Genomic DNA, 21005 nt, shown 5'->3' with positions numbered 1-21005 from the left:
GTTTGCCACCAGCCTGCTGGCCATGGCCACGATGGGCCAAGCCGCCGAGAAAAAGAGCCTGGTGTTCTGCTCCGAAGGCAGCCCGGCAGGGTTTGACACTGCGCAATACACCACCGCCACCGACAACGATGCGGCGGAGCCTTTGTATAACCGTTTGGTGGAGTTCGAAAAAGGCGCGACCGACGTCGTACCTGGGCTGGCAACCAAGTGGGATATTTCCCCAGATGGCCTGACCTATACCTTCCACCTGCGTGAAGGGGTGAAGTTCCACAGCAACAAGGAATTCAAGCCGACACGGGACTTCAACGCCGACGACGTGCTGTTCACCTTCAACCGCATGCTTGACCCCGAGCACCCGTTCCGCAAGGCCTACCCCACCGAGTTTCCGTACTTCAACGGGATGAGCCTGAACAAGAACATCGCCAAGGTCGAGAAAACCGGCCCCTACACCGTGGTGATGACGCTGAACACGGTCGACGCCGCGTTCGTGCAGAACATCGCCATGAGTTTTGCCGCGATCCTCTCGGCCGAATACGCAGAGCAGTTGCTCAAGCAAGGCCGGCCCAGCGATATCAATCAGAAGCCGATCGGCACTGGCCCGTTCGTGTTCCAGCGCTACCAGAAAGACTCGCAGATCCGCTACGTGGGCAACAAACAGTACTGGGACCCGAGCCGCGTCAAGCTGGACCAACTGATCTTCGCCATCAACACCGACGCCTCGGTACGCGTACAGAAGCTCAAGGCCGGCGAATGCCAGGTAACCTTGCATCCACGCCCTGCCGATGTCGAGGCCCTCAAGGCCGACCCGAACCTGCAACTGCTGACCAAGCCGGGCTTTAACCTCGGTTATATCTCCTACAACGTGCGCCACAAGCCATTCGATCAGCTTGAAGTACGCCAGGCGCTGGACATGGCGGTGAACAAGCAGAGCATCCTCAATGCCGTGTACCAGGGCGCAGGGCAACTGGCGGTCAACGGCATGCCGCCGACGCAGTGGTCTTACGACGACAGCATCAAGGACGCCGCCTACGACCCCGAAAAAGCCAAGCAATTGCTCAAGGCCGCCGGGGTCAAGGAAGGCACCGAAATCACCCTGTGGGCCATGCCAGTGCAACGCCCGTACAACCCCAACGCCAAGCTGATGGCGGAAATGCTGCAGAACGACTGGGCCAAGATCGGCCTCAAGGTCAAGATCGTCAGCTATGAATGGGGCGAGTACATCAAGCGCACCAAGAACGGTGAGCACGATGTCAGCCTGATCGGCTGGACCGGCGACAACGGTGACCCGGACAACTGGCTCGGCACCCTCTACAGCTGCGACGCCATCGGCGGGAACAACTACTCCATGTGGTGCGACCCGGCGTACGACAAGCTGATCAAGCAAGCCAAGGTCGTGACCGACCGCGAACAAAGGACTGTTCTGTACAAACAGGCGCAGCAACTGCTCAAGCAGCAGGTGCCGATCACGCCCATTGCCCACTCGACGGTCAACCAGCCGTTAAGCGCCAAGGTCGAAGGCTTCAAGGTAAGCCCCTTCGGCCGCAACGTGTTCTCGGGCGTCAGCATCAACCCATAAGAAAATAACCGGATGGCGGGGAGCGAAATACGCTCCCCGGCAAACGTGCAGGCTTTTGTTGGGAAATTTCCTACGCCAAACGTTTGCAATAGCTTGAACGAGTTGCACACCCAATAGCCGGATCACCCAAAAAGACCGGCATTAAAAAAGAGAACCAAAGGAGCTTCACCCATGAAACTGAGCAGCAAAGCGCTTCTGGCCTTGGCCATCAGCAGCATCACGGCCACCGCCTACGCTGAAACGCAAAGCCAGGACTTCGTTCCTACCACCCTGGCCGGCACCAGCGCCCAAAGCGAGGCCAAAGGCTTTATCGAAGATTTCAGCCTGGGCGGCACCACGCGTAACTGGTACTCCCATGAGAGCAAATACCGTGGGGGCACCTTCTCGTACCAGAAGCACGGCCAGACCCTGACCGATCGCAACCGGACCAACTGGGTGCAAGGCACCATCCTCAACGCTAGCTCGGGTTTCACCCAGGGCACCGTAGGGGTCAAGACTGAAGTGGCGGTGTACAACGCCCTGGTGCTGGACCGCAGCAAGCGTGATATCAAAGGCGGCTCCAACCGTACCCTGGCCGACTCCAACGGTGACGCCGTAGACCAGTGGAGCAAACTGGGCCTGGCCAACGTGCAATTCCGTGTGTCCAACACCACACTGACCGCCGGTCGCCAGAACTTCAGCAGCGGCATCGTCGACACCATCGGCAACCGTGCTCTGCCTTCGAGCTTCCAGGGTGTGAGCTTCAACAGCGAAGAGTTCAGCAACCTGTCGTTCCAGGGCGGCGTGTTCGACCGCGTTTCGCCACGTAGCGAGCAGAGCCTGTCGAAATTCCGCACCGAATACGGCAATGGCGCAGAAACCGACAAAGTGTCGACCCTGGGTGTGAACTACCAGCCACTGAAAAGCTTGAAGACCAGCTTCTTCGCCGCCAACGTGAAGGACTTCTGGAACCAGTACTACTTCGGCGCCACCCACGAGCTGGGCGACGCGCAGCAGTTGGGCCTGACCACCGGCTTCAACTACTACAAGACCGTCGATGAAGGCAAAAAAGAGATGGGGGAAATCGACAACGATACCTTCTCCCTCTCCCTGGGCCTGACTCACCAGGCACACAGCCTGACCTTCGGCTACCAGCAAGTGAACGGTAACGAGTACTTCGACTACCTGCACGAAACCAACGGCATCTACCTGGCCAACTCCCTGACGTCTGACTTCAACGGCCCGAACGAGAAATCCTTCCAGATCGCCTATGCCATCAACATGGCTGAATACGGCGTACCTGGCCTTAAGTTCAACGCCTACTCGGCACGTGGCTGGGACATCGACGGCACCCACTACACCGGCAACAATGGCCGGGCCAAGTTTGCCTATGACGGCATCCAGTCCCAGGACGGCGAGAAGCACCAGGAATACGGTGTAGGCGCTTCTTACGCGCTGCAGAGCGGCCCACTCAAAGCCACCACCGTGCGCGCAACCTATGTTGAGCACCGTGGCAGCGAGTTCCAGTCCGACGGCAGCATCAAAGAGTTCCGTCTGGTCACCACCATCCCGTTCAACATCCTTTAATTAGCGCCAGGCAGGCGGCGAGCTCAGGACGAGCCCGCCGCCTACGCTTTTCTGGCTCCATCGATTGCAGAGGGCTCTGAATGAAAATGCTCCCACTACAAGCCGCCATGGCCGCTGCGCTGTTGAGCGTGGCGATCGGCGTTTCGGCCAAACCGCTGGTGGTCTGCACCGAAGCCAGCCCGGAAGGTTTCGACCCGGTCCTGTACACCACCGCCGTGACCGCTGACGCCGCCGCTGAAACCATGTTCAACCGCCTGGTGGACTTCAAGCCCGGTACCACCGAAGTGGTGCCCGCCCTGGCTAAAGACCTGCCGCAAATCAGCGCCGATGGCCTGACCTACACCTTCCATCTGCGTGACGACATCAAGTTCCACACCACCGACTATTTCAAACCCACGCGCAACTTGAACGCCGATGATGTGCTTTGGAGCTTCCAGCGCCAGCTGGACCCGAATCACCCGTGGCATAAAAAGTCCACCGTGGGCTACCCGTACTTCGAAAGCATGGGCTTTAAAGAACTGCTCAAGAGCGTAGAGAAGACCGACGACCACACCGTCGTGTTTACCCTGACCCGTCCTGAAGCACCCTTCCTGGCCGACCTGGCCATGGCGTTCTCCTCGATTCACTCCGCCGAATATGCCGACCAACTGCTCAAGTCCGGCAAGACCGATGATCTGAACGCCAAGCCGATCGGCACCGGGCCGTTTATCTTCACGCGCTACGCCAAGGACGCCCAGGTGCGCTTCAAGGCCAACCCGGAGTATTTCCGTGGCAAGCCGCCAGCCGACCCACTGATCCTGGCGATTACCACCGATAACAACGTGCGCCTGCAGAAACTCAAGGCCAACGAGTGCCAGATCGCCTTGTATCCCAAGCCCGACGACGTGCCTAGCGTCAAGGCTGACCCGAACCTGAAAGTCGATGAGCTGGCGGCCATGACCACCAGCTATACCGCGATGAACACCACCCATAAGTACATGAGCGATGCGCGAGTACGTCACGCGATCAATATCGCGTTCGACAAGGCCGGCTACACCGACGCCCTGTACGGCAAAGGCAACGCGGTGGTCGGCACCGGCCCCTATCCGCCAACCTTGCTGGGTTTTAATGACAAGATCAAGAACCCGCCCCGCGACCTGGACAAGGCCCGTGCCCTGCTCAAGGAAGCCGGCGTGCCGGAAGGCACCGAGTTCACCCTGTTCACCCGTAACGGCGGCGGCCCGACCAACCCCAACCCGATGCTCGGCGCCCAGCGCATGCAGGCGGATCTGGCCCAGATCGGCCTGAAGGTCAACATCAAGGTCATGGAATGGGGCGAAATGCTCAAGCGCGCCAAAGCCGGCGAGCACGACATGGTTTCTGCCGGCTGGGCCGGGGATAACGGCGACCCGGATAACTTCCTCACTCCAAACCTGAGTTGCGATGCAGCGAAAAACGGCGAAAACTACGCCCGCTGGTGTAACAAAGAGTTTCAAGACTTGATCGACAAGGCGCGCGCCATCGCTGAACCCACCCAGCGCGCTGCACTCTATGAACAAGCCCTGGACGTGTTCGAGAAGGACCAACCCTGGATCCCCATGGCCTACCCGAAAATGTTTACCGCCATGCGCAAGAACGTCGAGGGTTATACCCAAAGTCCTCTGACGACCAATAACTTCGCCACCACCCAGGTGAAGTAAATAAGAAAAACGCTCGGCACCGTCGACATTGACGGTGCCGGACCTGCCTAACCGGCTGATTGAGGTACACACCAAGATGTTTAGTTTTATTGCCCGCCGACTGGGGTTATTGATCCCCACGTTCTTCGGCATCACGTTGCTGACCTTTGCGTTGATTCGCATGATTCCAGGCGACCCCGTAGAAGTCATGATGGGCGAGCGACGGGTTGACCCCGAAATGCACGCACAGGCAATGGAGCGCCTTGGCCTTAACAAGCCGCTGTATGCGCAATACCTGGACTATGTCGGCAAGCTCGCCCAGGGCGACCTTGGCGAATCGCTGCGCACCCGCACCAGCGTGTGGACCGAATTCACCGCCCTCTTCCCCGCGACCCTGGAACTGTCCATGGCCGCCCTGTTGTTCGCCGGTATCCTGGGCCTGCTGGCCGGGGTGATCGCGGCACTCAAGCGAGGATCCCTGTTCGACCACGGGGTGATGGGCATCTCCCTCGCGGGGTATTCGATGCCGATCTTCTGGTGGGGCCTGATCCTGATCATGTTCTTCTCGGTGAGCCTGGGCTGGACCCCGGTCTCCGGGCGTATCGACCTGCTCTATGACATCGAGCCGCGCACTGGCTTCATGCTGATCGACACCCTGCTGGCCGACGAGCCGGACGCCTTCTGGGACGCATTGCACCACCTGATCCTGCCGGCCATCGTGCTCGGCACCATCCCGCTGGCAGTAATCGCGCGCATGACCCGTTCGTCGATGCTCGAAGTGCTGCGTGAGGACTACATCCGTACCGCCAAGGCCAAGGGCCTGTCGCCAGCACGCGTGGTGTTCGTACACGGCCTGCGTAACGCGCTGATCCCGGTGCTCACCGTGGTCGGCCTGCAAGTCGGCACGCTGCTGGCCGGTGCGGTACTGACCGAAACTATCTTCTCGTGGCCCGGCATTGGCAAATGGCTGATCGAAGCCATTGGCGCGCGGGACTACCCGGTGGTGCAGAACGGCATTCTGCTGATCGCCTGCCTGGTGATCCTGGTGAACTTCGTGGTGGATATCCTCTACGGCTTCGCCAACCCACGCATCCGTCACCAGCGCTGAGATCATGACCATGACCACACCTACTCAAGTGTCAGCAGTCGATCAGAGCCTGCTGTACCCGTCCCCGTACAAAGAATTCTGGCAAGCCTTCTCCAATAACAAAGGCGCGGTTGCCGGCCTGCTGTTCATGTTGCTGATCGTGTTCTGCGCGATCTTCGCCCCGTGGGTTGCCCCGCATAACCCCAGCGAGCAATACCGCGACTTCCTGCTGACCCCGCCGGCGTGGCTGGAAGGTGGGCAGATGCAGTTCCTGCTGGGCACCGACGAACTGGGCCGTGACTTGCTCTCGCGCCTGATCCAGGGCTCGCGCCTGTCGTTGCTGATCGGTTTGTCGTCAGTGGTGATGTCGCTGATCCCGGGTATCCTGCTGGGTCTGTTCGCCGGGTTCTTCCCGCGCTTGCTCGGCCCGACCATCATGCGTTTGATGGACATCATGCTGGCCCTGCCTTCGCTGCTGCTGGCCGTGGCGATTGTCGCCATCCTCGGCCCTGGCCTGATCAACACCGTGATCGCCATCGCCATCGTGTCGTTGCCATCCTATGTGCGCCTGACCCGCGCCGCCGTGATGGGCGAACTGAACCGCGACTACGTGACTGCCGCCCGCCTCGCTGGCGCCGGCCTGCCACGCCTGATGTTCATCACCGTGCTGCCTAACTGCATGGCGCCGCTGATCGTACAAGCGACCTTGAGCTTTTCCTCGGCGATTCTGGATGCCGCGGCCCTGGGCTTCCTTGGCCTTGGCGTACAACCGCCAACGCCGGAGTGGGGCACCATGCTGGCTTCGGCCCGTGACTACATCGAACGCGCCTGGTGGGTCGTGAGCCTGCCTGGCTTGACCATTTTGCTCAGCGTGCTGGCAATCAACTTGATGGGTGACGGCCTGCGCGACGCGCTGGACCCGAAACTCAAGAACGCCGCCTGAGGAGATTCCCATGTCACTGTTAGAAATCAAGAATCTCAACGTGCGCTTCGGCGACAAGACCGCCGTGCCGGTGGTCGATGGCCTCGACATCTCCGTCGACAAAGGCGAAGTACTGGCGATCGTTGGCGAGTCGGGTTCGGGTAAATCCGTGACCATGATGGCGCTGATGGGCCTGATCGAACATCCCGGCATCGTCACCGCCGACGCCCTGAACTTCGACGGCAAGGACATGCTCAAGCTGAGCAACCGCCAGCGCCGCCAGATCGTCGGCAAAGACCTGGCGATGGTGTTCCAGGACCCGATGACCGCGTTGAACCCCAGCTACACCGTGGGTTTCCAGATTGAGGAAGTGCTGCGCCTGCATTTGAAAATGTCCGGCAAACAAGCACGCAAACGCGCCATCGAGCTATTGGAAAAGGTCGAGATCCCAGGCGCTGCCAGCCGTATGGATGCCTACCCACATCAATTGTCCGGCGGTATGAGCCAGCGCGTGGCCATCGCCATGGCAATTGCCGGCGAGCCCAAGCTGCTGATCGCCGATGAACCGACCACTGCGTTGGACGTGACCATCCAGGCGCAGATCATGGAACTGCTGCTGGCCCTGCAAAAAGAGCAGAACATGGGCCTGGTGCTGATCACTCACGACCTCGCGGTGGTTGCCGAAACCGCCCAGCGCGTGTGCGTGATGTACGCAGGCCAGGCGGTGGAAGTCGGCCAGGTGCCGCAGCTGTTCGACATTCCGGCACACCCGTACAGCGAAGCGTTGCTCAAGGCCATTCCCGAGCACAGCCTCGGTGCTACGCGCCTGGCCACGTTGCCGGGCATCGTGCCCGGCCGCTATGACCGTCCGCAGGGTTGCCTGCTGTCGCCGCGTTGCCCGTATGTGCAGGACTCCTGCCGCGCCCAGCGGCCGGGCCTCGATCCGAAAAGCAACAGCCTTGCCCGCTGCTTCTATCCGCTGAACCAGGAGGTGGCGTAATGGCCGTCGTTCTTACCGCCCGCGACCTGACCCGTCACTACGAAGTGTCCCGTGGCCTGTTCAAGGGCCATGCGTTGGTACGCGCGCTTAATGGTGTGTCCTTCGAACTGGAAGCCGGCAAGACCCTCGCCGTGGTGGGCGAGTCAGGTTGCGGCAAGTCCACCCTGGCCCGCGCCCTGACCCTGATTGAAGAACCATCTTCAGGCTCGTTGAAAATCGCCGGGCAAGAAGTGGCCGGCGCCGACAAGGCCCAGCGCAAGCAATTGCGCAAAGACGTGCAGATGGTGTTCCAGAGCCCCTATGCCTCGCTGAACCCACGCCAGAAAGTCGGTGATCAACTGGCCGAACCGCTGCTGATCAACACCAACCTGTCCGCCGCCGAACGCCGCGAGAAAGTGCAGGCGATGATGAAGCAAGTGGGCCTGCGCCCTGAGCATTATCAGCGCTACCCGCACATGTTCTCCGGTGGCCAGCGTCAGCGTATCGCGCTGGCTCGGGCGATGATGCTGCAACCCAAAGTGCTGGTGGCGGATGAACCGACTTCGGCGCTGGACGTGTCGATCCAGGCGCAGGTGCTCAACCTGTTCATGGATTTGCAGCAGGAATTCAACACCGCCTACGTGTTCATTTCCCACAACCTGGCGGTGGTGCAGCACGTGGCTGACGATGTGATGGTGATGTACCTCGGCCGCCCGGTGGAAGTGGGCCCCAAGGAAGACATCTACGCCCGTCCTTTGCACCCTTACACCCAGGCGCTGCTGTCGGCCACGCCGACCATTCACCCGGACCCGAGCAAGCCGAAGATCAAGATCGTCGGCGAACTGCCCAACCCACTGAACCCGCCGCCTGGCTGCGCGTTCCACAAGCGTTGCCCGTATGCGACGGCGCGTTGCAGCAGTGAAGAGCCGCTGTTGCGCCCTTTGGATAACCGGCAGGTAGCTTGCCACTACGCGGAGCAGTTCGTCGCCTGAAGCAACCCGACCTCCCCCTGTAGGAGCGAGTTTGCTCGCGAAAGACGTCAACGATAACGCGGGTAGTCTGGTTTAACGCGGTGTCCATGGGTTCTTCGCTAGCAAGCTCGCTCCTACAGGGGCCGCGGTTTCAATGAGTTCCATCGCCCTTCCCGCCAGATTGCGCATCAGTCTGGCCGGAGGGGCTTTTTTTGCGCGCCTGTAACAAAAAAAATACCGTTTGAACCCATGCCAAGCGCCTTGAAAATATTGAGCCAGGGCCTGACGAAAAGTGTATAGATTGTAAATGCAATTTACTTCTGTTTGAGAATCAATACCATTACGGCGCATGGAGAGCGCTGGATGCGCGAAAAAATTCAGACGTCTCTCGTTCAATCGCCCCCCCTAAAGGACTTTGTGGACATGTCGTCTCAATTCAGGCTCAGCCATCTATCGCTGGCGTTTATCGCTACCCTTTCGTCCCCGGCGCTGCTAGCGCAGAGTGTGGAAAAAGAACGCGACAAAGTGCCGATCCAAGCGACAGACCTGCCTGTGGATGGCACGCCCCAAGCGCTGGTGCTGGGCGAGACGCGCGTGCTGGGCACCGCCGCCGAAGAACTCAAGCAAGCGCCCGGCGTGTCGATCATCACTGCCGAAGACATCAAGAAGCGCCCGCCCACCAACGACCTGTCGGAGATCATCCGACGCGAGCCGGGTGTGAACCTGACTGGTAACAGTTCCAGCGGCAGCCGTGGCAATAACCGCCAGATCGACCTGCGCGGCATGGGTCCGGAAAACACCCTGATCCTGATCGATGGCAAGCCGTCCACCTCGCGCAACGCGGTGCGTTACGGCTGGAGTGGTGACCGTGATACCCGTGGCGAAACCAACTGGGTACCGGCCGAAGAGGTCGAACGCATTGAAATCCTGCGCGGCCCGGCCGCTGCCCGTTATGGCTCCGGCGCCATGGGCGGGGTGATCAACATCATCACCAAACGCCCCACCGACCAACTGCACGGCTCGCTGACCGCCTACATGGCCTTCCCTGAAAACGACGCCGAAGGCGCGAGCAAACGCACCAACTTCAACCTCAGCGGCCCGTTGACCGACACCCTGGCGTTCCGCGTCTATGGCGGCCTGAACAAGACCGACGCTGACGACGCCGATATCAACCGCGCAGCGCAGGCGACCCCAGACTCGCTGGTGGCCGGCCGCGAAGGCGTACGCAATAAAGACGTGAACGGCTTGCTGAGCTGGCAGTTCACCCCTGAGCAAACCCTGGACCTGGAAGCCAGCTACAGCCGCCAGGGCAATATTTTCGCCGGTGACACCATGCTCAACGGCGGTGGCGCATTCGTGGAAAGCCTGGTGGGCAAGGAAACCAGTGTGATTCAACGCAGCAGCTTTTCAGCCACGCACCGTGGCGAATTCGATTGGGGTTCGACCCTGGCCTCGTTGACCCACGACCTGACCCGCAACGAACGTCTCAACGAAGGCCTGGCCGGTTCCGGCGAAGGCGCGCCCTCCGCCAGCGCCGGTCGTTTCGAGTCGCGCTTGCGCAATACCCGGGCCACTGCCGAGGTCAACCTGCCCCTGAGCGTCGGTGCCGAACAGGTGCTGACCCTGGGCAGCGAATACCTCTACGAGTCGATGAACGACCCAGGCTCGTTGCGCCCGCAAAGCTATGACCCAGGCACCGGCGGCGTCCCCGCCATCCCGGGCGTCAGCCGCAACAGCACCAAGACCACCGCCTCAAGCTACGCCTTGTTTGCCGAGGACAACATCGAGTTGGGCAGCAAGACCGTGATCACGCCTGGCTTGCGCTTCGACGATCATGAGGAATACGGCGGCAACTGGAGCCCCAGCTTCAATGCCTCGCACCAGCTGACCGACGAACTGAGCATCAAGGGCGGCATTGCCCGCGCCTACAAAACCCCCAACCTGTACCAGTCCAACCCGAACTATTTGCTCTACAGCCGTGGTAATGGCTGCAACGCCAGCGAAGCCAACATGGGCGGTTGCTACCTGGTGGGCAACCGGGACCTGAAGCCGGAAATCAGCGTCAACAAGGAAATCGGCTTGGCTTTCGACAAGGGCACCTGGCGCACCAGTGCGACGTACTTCCGTAATGACTACAAGAACAAGATCAACGCCAGTAACGAGGCGGCGTTCCGTCTGGGCAACGGCCGACGTGTATTGGAGTGGGAAAACAGCGGCCCAGCCTTGGTACAGGGTGTTGAAGGCAACCTGTTCGTCAGCCTGCGCAATGACTTGGACTTGAACACCAACCTGACCTATATGATCGACTCCAAGGACAAAGACACCGGCGAGCCCTTGAGCATCATCCCCAAGTACACCGTCAACACCACGCTGGACTGGCAAGCCACTGACAAGCTTTCTTTCCAGGTCAGCGGCACCTATTACGGCAAGCAGGAGGCGCCGACGCTCAACTCACGCAGCGCCAGCAGTTACGATCGCAGCGCTCAGCAGGACGTCGACCCGTACGGGTTGATGGGCCTGAGCAGCGGCTACGAGTTCAGCAAAAACCTGAGCGTGCGGGTTGGCATCAACAACCTGCTGGACAAGCGCCTGTCGCGCAAAGGCAACGCCGAGGATGCGGGCGCGCAGACTTACAATGAGCCGGGCCGTGCTTACTTCGCGTCGGTGACCACTTCGTTCTGAAGAAAAGGGCGGCCAATAAAAATGCCTTGGAGGTCGCATCCAAGGCATTGATTGTTTGAAAAGCTTTCCCTTGGCGAACCTACGTCTGGCTATCGCCTTCGTCTGCGTCGTCGCTGTCAGGCTCGCCGGTTGTCGAGTCGTCATCGTCTTCGCTGCCACCCTGGCCTTTATCGCCTGGCTCGGCTTCAGACTTGGCCAACTGCAAGTCCGAAGCCTGGCCACTCGTCGCCACCGCGGCGCTCTGCACCGGGTTATGCGCCCAGGCCGTCGACATCCCCAACGACAACAGCACCAGCATCTTCATCAACAACACTACGCGTTGAACAATACTCATGGTCGATCCGTCCAGTCAGTAAATGGGCCCCGCACGGCAGTCATTAACTGCCACCAGCGTTTACGCTAGTCGCGATGCCGGATTACCGCCAATCCACAGCCTTGATGAGATTAAAATGAGGGGGGAGCGGTGCGAGTTTTTCTGCGGCCCTGTTGGATAGCTCTTTCAACGTCCTCTCTTGGCAGCAGACAACACATATCAGTTGCCAGGCGCTATCCAACTCGCAGAAAAATCTATCGACTAGCCGCACGGGACAAACCGGTGAGTTCAGCCGTTCCCGAGATATCGACCTCCCCTGTCCCTATCCTATCCACAGCCGTGAACCGGTATTCGAGCTTTATAAAAGCCTCCCCGGTTAGAGAAAATGACTTCACGTCCACTGCCCCCTCCGTCGCCAACCAACTACCGTGTGCCTCACTAGGGTTATACCAAGCATACACTTCATCCCTTTCTGATATTTCGTAAACACGCTCTTCGACATTAAGAAAATCAAAATATAGAAACACGCCAAGCCCATCGTATTCGCTGCTACTCCCCCCTAAGTAAAAGCCACCACCCTCTGACAGGAAATACAGCTTATCCGCACTGAAACTGGGGCCACCCTTAATATGCACATTAACTTCACCAATCGTAGCAAGCGCAGTAACGGCTTTCAACGCTACCACTCCATCGAGTGTAATTATTGTAGAATCGTCCCCCTCAAACTGCTTCGCCTTAAATTTGAACGTAAGCTCCACGCATGCATTCTCATGAACCGAAATTTTTTTAATCACCACCTCTCCGATTCCGTCTCGCAGCGCTATCCACGAATAGCCGGGGCCAGCGTTATACCAAGCTGAAATTTTACTTACCTCATCAAACTTATAAGTACCAGGCTCAATATTCTTATCAAAAGAAAAATAGATATTTCGACCGTCTTCAAAATAACCCGCCACAGTAAAATTTTTCACATCATAAGAAAATGAGTGACTGACAGCGGTAAAGACCTCTCCCTCATCAATACGGGTAGTTAACACACCTTCTATATTTGCCCTCACTTGTTTGATCATGTTTGTATCCTCTTCGTATCACGCCAAGCACCGTAGGTTTCCTACGCTGACTTATAGCTTGAATGACGAAACAGCACTACTGTCATTTCTGACAGTGAATCGATTAACCACTGAGGAGACACAGGGCCGGGGCGTTCGGGCGTAAAAATTTAGGCCCCCTTGATAATTTGCAGCTCAGCCAATAGCCCGCTGATTAAATAAAAAGGGCGAAGCCACCACAGCTTCGCCCTTCTCTCAACCACCCAGATCTTAGTGGTGCTCGCGGGTCGCACGGGATTTCACATCCGGCCAGCGCTCTTCCATCAACGCCAGGTTGACCCGCGTCGGCGCCAGGTAGGTCAGGTGACCACCGCCGTCGATCGCCAGGTTTTCCACGGCCTTGTTGGAGAACTCTTCCAACTTCTTCTTATCGCTGCAATCAGTCCAGCGCGCCGAATACACGGTGATCGGCTCGTAGGAGCACTCCACCTTGTATTCCTCTTTCAAGCGGCTGGCGACCAAATTAAACTAAAGCCCCGCCCATACAGCACCAACGAACAAACAGAAAAGATCCACTATTTATTGCAAACCAGCTTCTGCGATAGCAGAGATCGAATTGCAATAAAGACGTCCGGTAACTTCCGCAGTTTCGGTACTTTGGTGACGACGAGCCGTAAAAGTAAAGGCAACGATAGCCAGTTCTCCCTCGGCACTCACTACCGCCTCCACGGCACCGGAAGTTCCCAGCCATTTTCGGCCAGCATCCCAATACGGAATATATTCTGCAATTAATGTTGCGCTCAAAGGACTGTTGCGCAACCAGAACTCTCGCCCTCCATTAAAAAACAGCTGGATACTTCCCCCTTCTGTACCGGCATGCCCTGTTACGATAACAATAGAATTACCACTGTCATACATATTAGATGCGCCAGATATGACAGCGCCTCCATTGACCGAGTATCTCAGCTGACCACTGACAACTTTATTTGCACTCTCCATTGCACACCTCCGCCTCAGGCTTGGAATATTCAGACTTACTTCCTCACCGCCTAAGATTAGGTGACCCTCTAGGGTGCGTCTACTGTCAACATTAACAGTAAATACAAAAAACACAGTAAAAAAAAGGCCCACACTATAAAAATGCTGGGCCTTTTTTATTCATAGGGAGAGGTTATTTTTTAGTGATGCTCACGCGTCGCACGGAATTTCACATCCGGCCAACGCTCTTCCATCAGCGCCAGGTTGACCCGGGTCGGGGCCAGGTAGGTCAGGTGACCACCGCCGTCGATCGCGAGGTTTTCCACGGCCTTGTTGGAGAACTCTTCCAACTTCTTCTTATCGCTGCAATCAATCCAGCGCGCCGAATACACGGTGATCGGCTCGTAGGAGCACTCCACCTTGTATTCCTCTTTCAAGCGGCTGGCGACCACGTCGAACTGCAGCACACCGACGGCGCCGAGGATGATGTCGTTGCTGCGCTCGGGGAAGAACACCTGGGTGGCGCCTTCTTCGGCCAATTGCTGCAAGCCCTGGCGCAGTTGCTTGGATTTGAGCGGGTCACGCAGGCGCACGCGGCGGAACAGTTCCGGGGCGAAGTGCGGGATACCGGTAAAGCCCAGCGCTTCGCCTTCGGTGAAGGTGTCGCCGATCTGGATGGTGCCGTGGTTGTGCAAACCGATGATGTCGCCGGCGTAGGCTTCTTCGAGCTGTTCACGCTCGGAGGAGAAGAACGTCAGGGCGTCGCCGATGCGCACGTCCTTGCCGGTACGCACGTGGCGCATCTTCATGCCTTTTTCGTAGCGGCCAGAGCAGATACGCATGAAGGCGATACGGTCGCGGTGCTTGGGGTCCATGTTCGCCTGGATCTTGAACACGAAGCCGGTGAATTTCTCTTCGACCGGTTCCACGGTGCGTTCGTTGGCGACGCGGGCCAGGGGTTTCGGCGCCCAGTTCACAACAGCATCAAGCACATGGTCGACACCGAAGTTGCCCAGGGCAGTCCCGAAGAACACCGGGGTCAACTGGCCGTCGAGGAACTCCTGCTGGTTGAACTCATGGCAGGCGCCCTGCACCAGTTCCAGCTGGTCGACGAAACGGTCGTACTCGTCACCCAAGTGGGCGCGGGCTTCGTCGGAGTCGAGCTTCTCGATGATTTTCACATCGGTACGTTCGTGACCATGGCCAGCGGTGTAGACAATGATGTAGTCGTCGGCCAGGTGGTACACGCCCTTGAAATCGCGGTAGCAACCAATCGGCCAGGTGATCGGCGCGGCCTTGATCTTCAGGACGGCTTCGATTTCATCCAGCAGCTCGATGGGGTCGCGGATATCGCGGTCGAGTTTGTTGATGAAACTGACAATCGGCGTATCACGCAGACGGCACACGTCCATCAGCGCGATGGTACGTGGCTCGACGCCCTTACCGCCGTCGAGGACCATCAGCGCCGAGTCGACTGCGGTGAGGGTGCGGTAGGTATCTTCGGAGAAGTCTTCGTGCCCCGGGGTGTCAAGCAGGTTGACCATGTGGTCGCGATACGGGAACTGCATGACCGACGTGGTAATGGAAATACCCCGTTGTTTTTCCATTTCCATCCAGTCGGAGGTGGCATGGCGGTCGGATTTGCGCGATTTCACCGTGCCGGCCACCGCGATCGCCTTGCCCATCAGCAACAGCTTTTCGGTGATGGTGGTTTTACCGGCATCGGGGTGGGAAATAATGGCGAAAGTGCGGCGTTTCGCGACTTCGGCGGCCTGGTGGGTCATGGGAAATCGCCTGGCAGGTGAGTCAAAAAAGGGCGGCGAGTATAGCGCAAACGCGAGGGTACGGACCACCGTTGAGCCCATTGGGGGTGGCTAAATGCTCCCAAGTGTGGAACCTTTTAAAAGGTCGAGACGTCCACTCCCCTGCTATCGCACTCGGAACAGGGGCTGAAAAATCAGCAAGTTAGCCTGACGAGGCTGCGCTCATGGCTCGATCGCATACTGCATTGCCAGTATCGGCGAGTTGCTTTTCGCGAACCCATTCCAAGGCAGCCAGCCATGGCCCTGCCGCCAGGAAATGTGTTCGCCGACAGAAGAAAAAAAGGAGTCCGCCTGTGGCTATTCGCTATGGCAAAGGGCTGATAGGAGCAGTGGTTGTCGTCGCTCTCCTGGCCCTGCTGGTCCACTGGATCGGCATCAACACGATCGAACTGTACCGCGACGATTTGTTGTTTTACCTGCAAGCTCATCTGATTCTGGTTTTAGTCTCCATGCTGGCAGCCCTGATTGTGGGCATCCCCGCCGGTATCCTGCTCAGTCGACCCAACATGGTCGGGCGCGCAGAACGTTTCATGCAAATCTTCAACATCGGCAACACCGTCCCTCCCCTGGCCGTACTGGCCATCGCCCTCGGCGTCCTCGGCATTGGCAGCGGCCCGGCCATCTTCGCGCTGTTCCTCGCCTCCCTGCTGCCCATCGTGCGCAACACCTACGAAGGCCTGAAAAACGTTCAGGGCTCCCTGAAAGAGGCCGCTACCGGCATCGGCATGACCCCGCGCCAAGTGCTGTTTCGCGTGGAATTGCCCAACGCCGTGCCGATCATCATCGGTGGCGTGCGCGTGGCCCTGGCGATCAACGTCGGTACCGCACCGTTGGCCTTCCTGATTGGCGCCAACAGCCTGGGCAGCCTGATCTTCCCCGGCATCGCCCTGAACAACCAGCCGCAACTGTTGCTCGGCGCCGCGTGTACCGCGCTGCTGGCATTGCTGCTTGATGGCCTGGTGACCATGGCCAGCCGTCTCTGGCTGGAACGCGGGTTGCGCCCGTCTTAAGGCCCGGTAAAGGAATTCACATGAAAAAACTGAGCTTGATATTAGGCTGCGTCCTGCTGCTTGCAGGTATTGCACAAGCCGCCGAAAAACCCGTGATCCGCATCGGCGCCCGGGTGTTCACCGAGCAGACCCTGCTCGCCGAAATCACCTCCCAGTACCTGCGCACCAAGGGCTATGACGCCCGTGTGACCGGTGGCCTGGGCAGCAACCTGGCGCGCAGTGCCCAGGAAAGCGGGCAGCTGGATCTGATCTGGGAATACACCGGCGTGTCACTGGTGGCCTACAACCACATCGACGAGAAGCTCGACAGCGAACAGTCCTACGCTCGGGTCAAGGAACTCGATGCGAAAAAAGGCCTGGTCTGGCTGTCGCCATCGCGTTTCAGCAACACCTACGCCCTAGCGTTGCCGCAGAACGTTGCTGAGGAACATCCCGAGATCAACAGCATCAGCGATCTCACCAAAGCCATGGCCGAAGACACCAAGGAACACCGCCTGGTCGCCCTGGACACCGAGTTCGCCAACCGCTCCGATGGCCTGGCGGGCATGGTCAAGCTGTACGACATGAACCTGACGCGCAAGAACACCCGGCAGATGGACGCGGGCCTGGTCTACACCGCCCTGCGTAATGGCCAGGTGTTTGCCGGGCTGGTCTATACCACCGACGGGCGCCTGAACGCGTTCAAGTTGAAGCTGCTCGAAGACGACAAGCACTACTTCCCCGACTACACCGCAGCCCCGGTGATCCGCCAGCAATACCTCGACCAGCACCCGCAACTGGCCGCCGAACTCAAGCCTTTGGCCAACCTGTTCGACGATGAAACCATGCGTCAGCTCAATGCTCGGGTCGACGTCGACCATGAAAGCCCGTCCGCCGTTGCCGCCGATTTCCTGCGCCAACATCCAATCAACTAAAAAGGAGAAGACATGGAATTTTTGAACGCCTTTTCCCATCTTGATTGGGCCCAAGTCCTGCACTTGACCTGGCAGCACATCACGCTGGTGGGTATCGCTGTGATCCTCGCAATTGTCGTGGGTGTGCCCCTTGGCGTGCTGATGACCCGCTATCCGACACTCGCAGGCCCCTTGCAAGCCAGCGCCACGGTCTTGCTCACGGTGCCCTCCATCGCCCTGTTCGGCCTGCTGCTGCCGTTCTACTCCAAGTTCGGCCAGGGCCTGGGGCCGATGCCGGCGATCACCGCCGTGTTCCTCTACTCCCTGTTGCCGATCATGCGCAACACCTACCTCGCGCTGACCGGCGTTGAGCCAGGCATTCGCGAAGCCGCACGCGGCATCGGCATGACCTTCGGCCAGCGCCTGCGCATGGTCGAACTGCCGATTGCGGTGCCGGTGATTCTCGCTGGCGTGCGCACCGCCGTGGTGATGAATATCGGTGTGATGACCATCGCCGCCACCATCGGTGCCGGTGGCCTGGGTGTACTTATTCTGGCTTCCATCAGCCGCAGCGATATGTCGATGCTGATCGTCGGCGCCGTGCTGGTCAGTCTCCTGGCCATCTTCGCCGACCTGCTTCTGCAATGGCTGCAACGCTCGCTGACTCCAAAAGGATTGCTCAAATGATCGAACTTCAAAACCTGTCCAAGACTTTTCAAAGCAACGGCAAGACCGTCACCGCCGTCAACGATGTGAGCCTGACCGTCAACGAAGGCGAAATTTGCGTATTCCTGGGGCCCTCGGGCTGTGGCAAAAGCACCACGCTGAAAATGATCAACCGCCTGATCAAGCCCACCTCGGGCAAGATTTTGATCAACGGCGAAGACACCACTGACCTCGACGAGGTGACCCTGCGTCGCAACATCGGCTACGTGATCCAGCAGATCGGCCTGTTTCCCAACATGACCATCGAAGAGAACATCGTGGTGGTGCCCAAGCTGCTCGGCTGGGACAAGCAGAAATGCCACGACCGCGCCCGCGAACTGATGAGCATGATCAAGCTGGAGCCCAAGCAGTACCTGCATCGCTACCCGCGTGAATTGTCGGGTGGGCAGCAACAGCGCATCGGTGTGATCCGCGCCCTGGCGGCGGATGCGCCGCTGCTGCTGATGGACGAGCCGTTCGGCGCGGTCGACCCGATCAACCGCGAGATGATCCAGAACGAATTCTTCGAGATGCAGCGCGCGCTGAACAAGACCGTGATCATGGTCAGCCACGACATCGACGAAGCCATCAAGCTGGGTGACAAGATCGCCATCTTCCGCGCCGGCAAGCTGCTGCAGATCGACCACCCGGACACGCTGCTGGCGCACCCGGCCGACGAGTTCGTCAGCAACTTCGTGGGCCAGGACAGCACCCTCAAGCGCCTGCTGCTGGTAAAAGCCGAAGACGCGGCGGACAACGCTCCGTCGGTGAGCCCGGAAACGCCGGTGGCCGAAGCGCTGGAACTGATGGATGAGCATGACCGCCGCTACGTGGTGGTCACCTGCGCCGAAAACAAGGCGCTGGGCTACGTACGCCGTCGCGACCTGCACCGCCAGGCCGGCACCTGCGGCCAGTACCTGCGCGAGTTCAACGCCACGGCAGCGTATGACGAGCATTTGCGCATCCTGCTGTCGCGCATGTACGAGTTCAACCGTTCGTGGTTGCCGGTGATGGATGCGGAGCGGGTGTTCCTTGGGGAAGTGACCCAGGAGTCGATTGCCGAGTACTTGAGTTCTGGTAAGTCCCGTGGGGGCAAGACCAGCATCGTCTCCCCGGCCGAGACAGCCCTGGCTTGATATGACACCACTCGGTTAAAACTGTGGGAGCGGGCTTGCTCGCGAATGCAGAGTGTCAGTCGCCAGATAGGTTGACTGGTACACCGCATTCGCGAGCAAGCCCGCTCCCACATTGGATCTTCACTGGGTCTGAAGCACCTCAAATCTCCCCATCCGGGGAACATCAATCCGTCACACCGGTCGGTTACATAAGTAGCTGCACGCGGCCGCGCGACGAACGCGTGCAAAAACGCGACATTTTTAGTTGATCCCACGCCCGCCAAGCCCTAAAGTTCGCGCCGAACGTCCATGCTGGAAACGATCCATCCGGCTCAAGTACTGACGACGAGACAGCAAGGCCAAGGGCAGCTTACCCCGTGGCCTTTTTGCTTTCGGCGACATGCCTTGGGAAGTAGGCGAACCAAAGTGGGGATACGGAGGACGTTCATTTGCACCCATTGATTACTACTGTTTGCCCTTAGGAGTCCCCAGCATGTCGATCAACGTCGAAGATTATTTCGCGCGCGCCACGTTTGACAAAATGAAGGCGTTCGCCGACAAGCAAGAAACCCCGTTCGTGGTGATCGACACCGCGATGATCAGCCAGGCCTACGATGACCTGCGCGCCGGTTTCGAATTCGCCAAGGTGTATTACGCCGTCAAGGCCAACCCGGCCGTCGAGATCATCGACCTGTTGAAAGACAAGGGTTCGAGCTTCGACATCGCTTCGATCTACGAGCTGGACAAGGTCATGGACCGCGGCGTCAGCGCCGACCGTATCAGCTACGGCAACACCATCAAGAAATCCAAGGACATCCGTTACTTCTATGAGAAGGGCGTGCGCCTGTTCTCCACCGACTCCGAAGCCGACCTGCGCAACATCGCCAAGGCCGCACCGGGTTCGAAAGTGTACGTGCGTATCCTCACCGAAGGCTCGACCACTGCTGACTGGCCGTTGTCGCGCAAATTCGGCTGCCAGACCGACATGGCCATGGACCTGCTGATCCTCGCCCGCGACCTGGGCCTGGTGCCTTACGGCATCTCGTTCCACGTCGGCTCGCAACAGCGCGACATCAGCGTGTGGGACGCGGCCATCGCCAAGGTCAAAGTGATCTTCGAGCGCCTGAAAGAAGAAGATGGCATCGAGCTGAAGCTGATCAACATGGGCGGCGGTTTCCCGGCCAACTACATCACCCGCACCAACAGCCTGGAAACCTACGCCGAAGAAATCATCCGTTTCCTCAAGGAAGACTTCGGCGACGACCTGCCGGAAATCATCCTGGAACCAGGCCGTTCGTTGATCGCCAACGCCGGTATCCTGGTCAGCGAAGTGGTGCTGGTGGCGCGTAAATCGCGTACCGCCGTCGAGCGTTGGGTGTACACGGATGTGGGCAAGTTCTCCGGCCTGATCGAAACCATGGACGAAGCCATCAAGTTTCCGATCTGGACCGAGAAGAAAGGCGAGATGGAAGAAGTGGTCATCGCCGGCCCTACCTGCGACAGCGCCGATATCATGTACGAAAACTACAAATACGGCCTGCCGTTGAACCTGGCGATTGGTGATCGTCTGTACTGGTTGTCGACCGGTGCCTACACCACCAGCTACAGCGCGGTTGAGTTCAATGGGTTTCCGCCGTTGAAATCCTTTTACGTGTAAGAGCAGCGGTAAGTTTAAAGC

At 58.8% G+C, this 21005-nt stretch carries 17 protein-coding genes and 1 pseudogene; 13 read left to right on the top strand and 5 right to left on the bottom strand.

Translation table 11 applies throughout. The features are described 5' to 3' along the window. Window positions 1-22 precede the first annotated feature (22 nt). The 8 genes from BUE92_RS12560 to BUE92_RS12525 all read left to right on the top strand — a co-directional run bounded on the left by BUE92_RS12560 (window position 23) and on the right by BUE92_RS12525 (window position 11441). Window positions 23-1576 (top strand): ABC transporter substrate-binding protein, encoded by a 1554-nt coding sequence (locus BUE92_RS12560; protein WP_371915187.1) that lies wholly within the window; start codon window positions 23-25, stop codon window positions 1574-1576. Window positions 1577-1747: 171 nt separating this feature from the next. After that, the gene (locus BUE92_RS12555) at window positions 1748-3142 is read left to right on the top strand and encodes an OprD family outer membrane porin (RefSeq protein ID WP_073524009.1); all 1395 of its coding nucleotides are present in this window, start codon (window positions 1748-1750) and stop codon (window positions 3140-3142) included. Window positions 3143-3222: 80 nt separating this feature from the next. Then, entirely contained in the window at window positions 3223-4821 is a 1599-nt protein-coding gene (locus BUE92_RS12550) for an ABC transporter substrate-binding protein (RefSeq protein ID WP_073524007.1), read from the top strand. Window positions 4822-4897: 76 nt separating this feature from the next. Continuing rightward, a complete protein-coding gene (locus BUE92_RS12545; protein ID WP_003171721.1) occupies window positions 4898-5908 on the top strand; it encodes an ABC transporter permease subunit in 1011 nt (336 codons plus the stop codon). Between the two features lie 10 nt (window positions 5909-5918). Next, a complete protein-coding gene (locus tag BUE92_RS12540; RefSeq protein WP_073524359.1) occupies window positions 5919-6830 on the top strand; it encodes an ABC transporter permease subunit in 912 nt (303 codons plus the stop codon). 10 nt (window positions 6831-6840) lie between these two features. Then, complete coding sequence (locus BUE92_RS12535; protein ID WP_014716896.1) at window positions 6841-7809, top strand: ABC transporter ATP-binding protein; 969 nt, start codon at window positions 6841-6843, stop codon at window positions 7807-7809. Beyond that, complete coding sequence (locus BUE92_RS12530) at window positions 7809-8780, top strand: peptide ABC transporter ATP-binding protein (protein WP_073524006.1); 972 nt, start codon at window positions 7809-7811, stop codon at window positions 8778-8780. The genes BUE92_RS12535 and BUE92_RS12530 overlap by 1 nt, the downstream gene beginning before the upstream one ends. Before the next feature lie 402 nt (window positions 8781-9182). Further along, the gene (locus BUE92_RS12525) at window positions 9183-11441 is read left to right on the top strand and encodes a TonB-dependent siderophore receptor (RefSeq protein WP_073524005.1); all 2259 of its coding nucleotides are present in this window, start codon (window positions 9183-9185) and stop codon (window positions 11439-11441) included. Between the two features lie 79 nt (window positions 11442-11520). Here BUE92_RS12525 and BUE92_RS12520 read toward each other — a convergent pair whose 3' ends face one another. The 5 genes and pseudogenes from BUE92_RS12520 to BUE92_RS12505 all read right to left on the bottom strand — a co-directional run bounded on the left by BUE92_RS12520 (window position 11521) and on the right by BUE92_RS12505 (window position 15565). Further along, window positions 11521-11775 carry a hypothetical protein gene (locus BUE92_RS12520; protein WP_073524004.1) on the bottom strand — a complete coding sequence of 85 codons (255 nt, stop codon included), beginning with the start codon at window positions 11773-11775 and terminating at the stop codon, window positions 11521-11523. Window positions 11776-12008: 233 nt separating this feature from the next. Further along, window positions 12009-12824: a hypothetical protein gene (locus BUE92_RS12515; RefSeq protein WP_073524003.1), complete on the bottom strand. Its 816-nt coding sequence runs from the start codon at window positions 12822-12824 to the stop codon at window positions 12009-12011. Between the two features lie 249 nt (window positions 12825-13073). Continuing rightward, a pseudogene (prfC, locus tag BUE92_RS12510) lies at window positions 13074-13331 on the bottom strand (peptide chain release factor 3); the annotation flags it as partial. A 51-nt stretch (window positions 13332-13382) separates the two neighbouring features. Then, complete coding sequence (locus tag BUE92_RS27910; protein WP_143169973.1) at window positions 13383-13802, bottom strand: hypothetical protein; 420 nt, start codon at window positions 13800-13802, stop codon at window positions 13383-13385. 179 nt (window positions 13803-13981) lie between these two features. After that, a complete protein-coding gene (locus BUE92_RS12505; protein WP_073524000.1) occupies window positions 13982-15565 on the bottom strand; it encodes a peptide chain release factor 3 in 1584 nt (527 codons plus the stop codon). A 332-nt stretch (window positions 15566-15897) separates the two neighbouring features. Here BUE92_RS12505 and BUE92_RS12500 point away from each other — a divergent pair, with 332 nt between their 5' ends. The 5 genes from BUE92_RS12500 (at window position 15898) to BUE92_RS12480 (ending at window position 20984) form a co-directional block, all read left to right on the top strand. After that, the gene (locus tag BUE92_RS12500) at window positions 15898-16614 is read left to right on the top strand and encodes an ABC transporter permease (RefSeq protein ID WP_003188475.1); all 717 of its coding nucleotides are present in this window, start codon (window positions 15898-15900) and stop codon (window positions 16612-16614) included. A 20-nt stretch (window positions 16615-16634) separates the two neighbouring features. After that, window positions 16635-17528, top strand: a complete 894-nt coding sequence (locus BUE92_RS12495) for a glycine betaine ABC transporter substrate-binding protein (RefSeq protein WP_073523998.1) — start codon at window positions 16635-16637, stop codon at window positions 17526-17528. Between the two features lie 12 nt (window positions 17529-17540). Next, window positions 17541-18194, top strand: a complete 654-nt coding sequence (locus BUE92_RS12490) for an ABC transporter permease (protein ID WP_073523996.1) — start codon at window positions 17541-17543, stop codon at window positions 18192-18194. Continuing rightward, on the top strand, window positions 18191-19348 hold the full coding sequence (locus tag BUE92_RS12485) for an osmoprotectant ABC transporter ATP-binding protein OsmV (RefSeq protein ID WP_073523994.1): 1158 nt from the start codon (window positions 18191-18193) through the stop codon (window positions 19346-19348). Before BUE92_RS12490 ends, BUE92_RS12485 begins: the two co-directional genes overlap by 4 nt. Window positions 19349-19820: 472 nt before the next feature. Further along, complete coding sequence (locus BUE92_RS12480; RefSeq protein WP_003188470.1) at window positions 19821-20984, top strand: type III PLP-dependent enzyme; 1164 nt, start codon at window positions 19821-19823, stop codon at window positions 20982-20984. Window positions 20985-21005: the final 21 nt, after the last annotated feature.

The organism is Pseudomonas fluorescens, assembly GCF_001902145.1.
In the GTDB taxonomy this organism is placed as follows: Bacteria; Pseudomonadota; Gammaproteobacteria; order Pseudomonadales; family Pseudomonadaceae; genus Aquipseudomonas; species Aquipseudomonas fluorescens_BV.
This window is presented reverse-complemented; position numbering and strand designations above follow the sequence as displayed.

Bases quoted from the DNA above. Each gene is read 5' to 3' on its own strand.
- BUE92_RS12560 (WP_371915187.1), top strand. From the start codon at position 23: ATGGCCACGATGGGCCAAGCCGCCGAGAAAAAGAGCCTGGTGTTCTGC.
- BUE92_RS12555 (WP_073524009.1), top strand. From the start codon at position 1,748: ATGAAACTGAGCAGCAAAGCGCTTCTGGCCTTGGCCATCAGCAGCATC.
- BUE92_RS12550 (WP_073524007.1), top strand. From the start codon at position 3,223: ATGAAAATGCTCCCACTACAAGCCGCCATGGCCGCTGCGCTGTTGAGC.
- BUE92_RS12545 (WP_003171721.1), top strand. From the start codon at position 4,898: ATGTTTAGTTTTATTGCCCGCCGACTGGGGTTATTGATCCCCACGTTC.
- BUE92_RS12540 (WP_073524359.1), top strand. From the start codon at position 5,919: ATGACCACACCTACTCAAGTGTCAGCAGTCGATCAGAGCCTGCTGTAC.
- BUE92_RS12535 (WP_014716896.1), top strand. From the start codon at position 6,841: ATGTCACTGTTAGAAATCAAGAATCTCAACGTGCGCTTCGGCGACAAG.
- BUE92_RS12530 (WP_073524006.1), top strand. From the start codon at position 7,809: ATGGCCGTCGTTCTTACCGCCCGCGACCTGACCCGTCACTACGAAGTG.
- BUE92_RS12525 (WP_073524005.1), top strand. From the start codon at position 9,183: ATGTCGTCTCAATTCAGGCTCAGCCATCTATCGCTGGCGTTTATCGCT.
- BUE92_RS12520 (WP_073524004.1), bottom strand. From the start codon at position 11,775: ATGAGTATTGTTCAACGCGTAGTGTTGTTGATGAAGATGCTGGTGCTG.
- BUE92_RS12515 (WP_073524003.1), bottom strand. From the start codon at position 12,824: ATGATCAAACAAGTGAGGGCAAATATAGAAGGTGTGTTAACTACCCGT.
- BUE92_RS27910 (WP_143169973.1), bottom strand. From the start codon at position 13,802: ATGGAGAGTGCAAATAAAGTTGTCAGTGGTCAGCTGAGATACTCGGTC.
- BUE92_RS12505 (WP_073524000.1), bottom strand. From the start codon at position 15,565: ATGACCCACCAGGCCGCCGAAGTCGCGAAACGCCGCACTTTCGCCATT.
- BUE92_RS12495 (WP_073523998.1), top strand. From the start codon at position 16,635: ATGAAAAAACTGAGCTTGATATTAGGCTGCGTCCTGCTGCTTGCAGGT.
- BUE92_RS12490 (WP_073523996.1), top strand. From the start codon at position 17,541: ATGGAATTTTTGAACGCCTTTTCCCATCTTGATTGGGCCCAAGTCCTG.
- BUE92_RS12485 (WP_073523994.1), top strand. From the start codon at position 18,191: ATGATCGAACTTCAAAACCTGTCCAAGACTTTTCAAAGCAACGGCAAG.
- BUE92_RS12480 (WP_003188470.1), top strand. From the start codon at position 19,821: ATGTCGATCAACGTCGAAGATTATTTCGCGCGCGCCACGTTTGACAAA.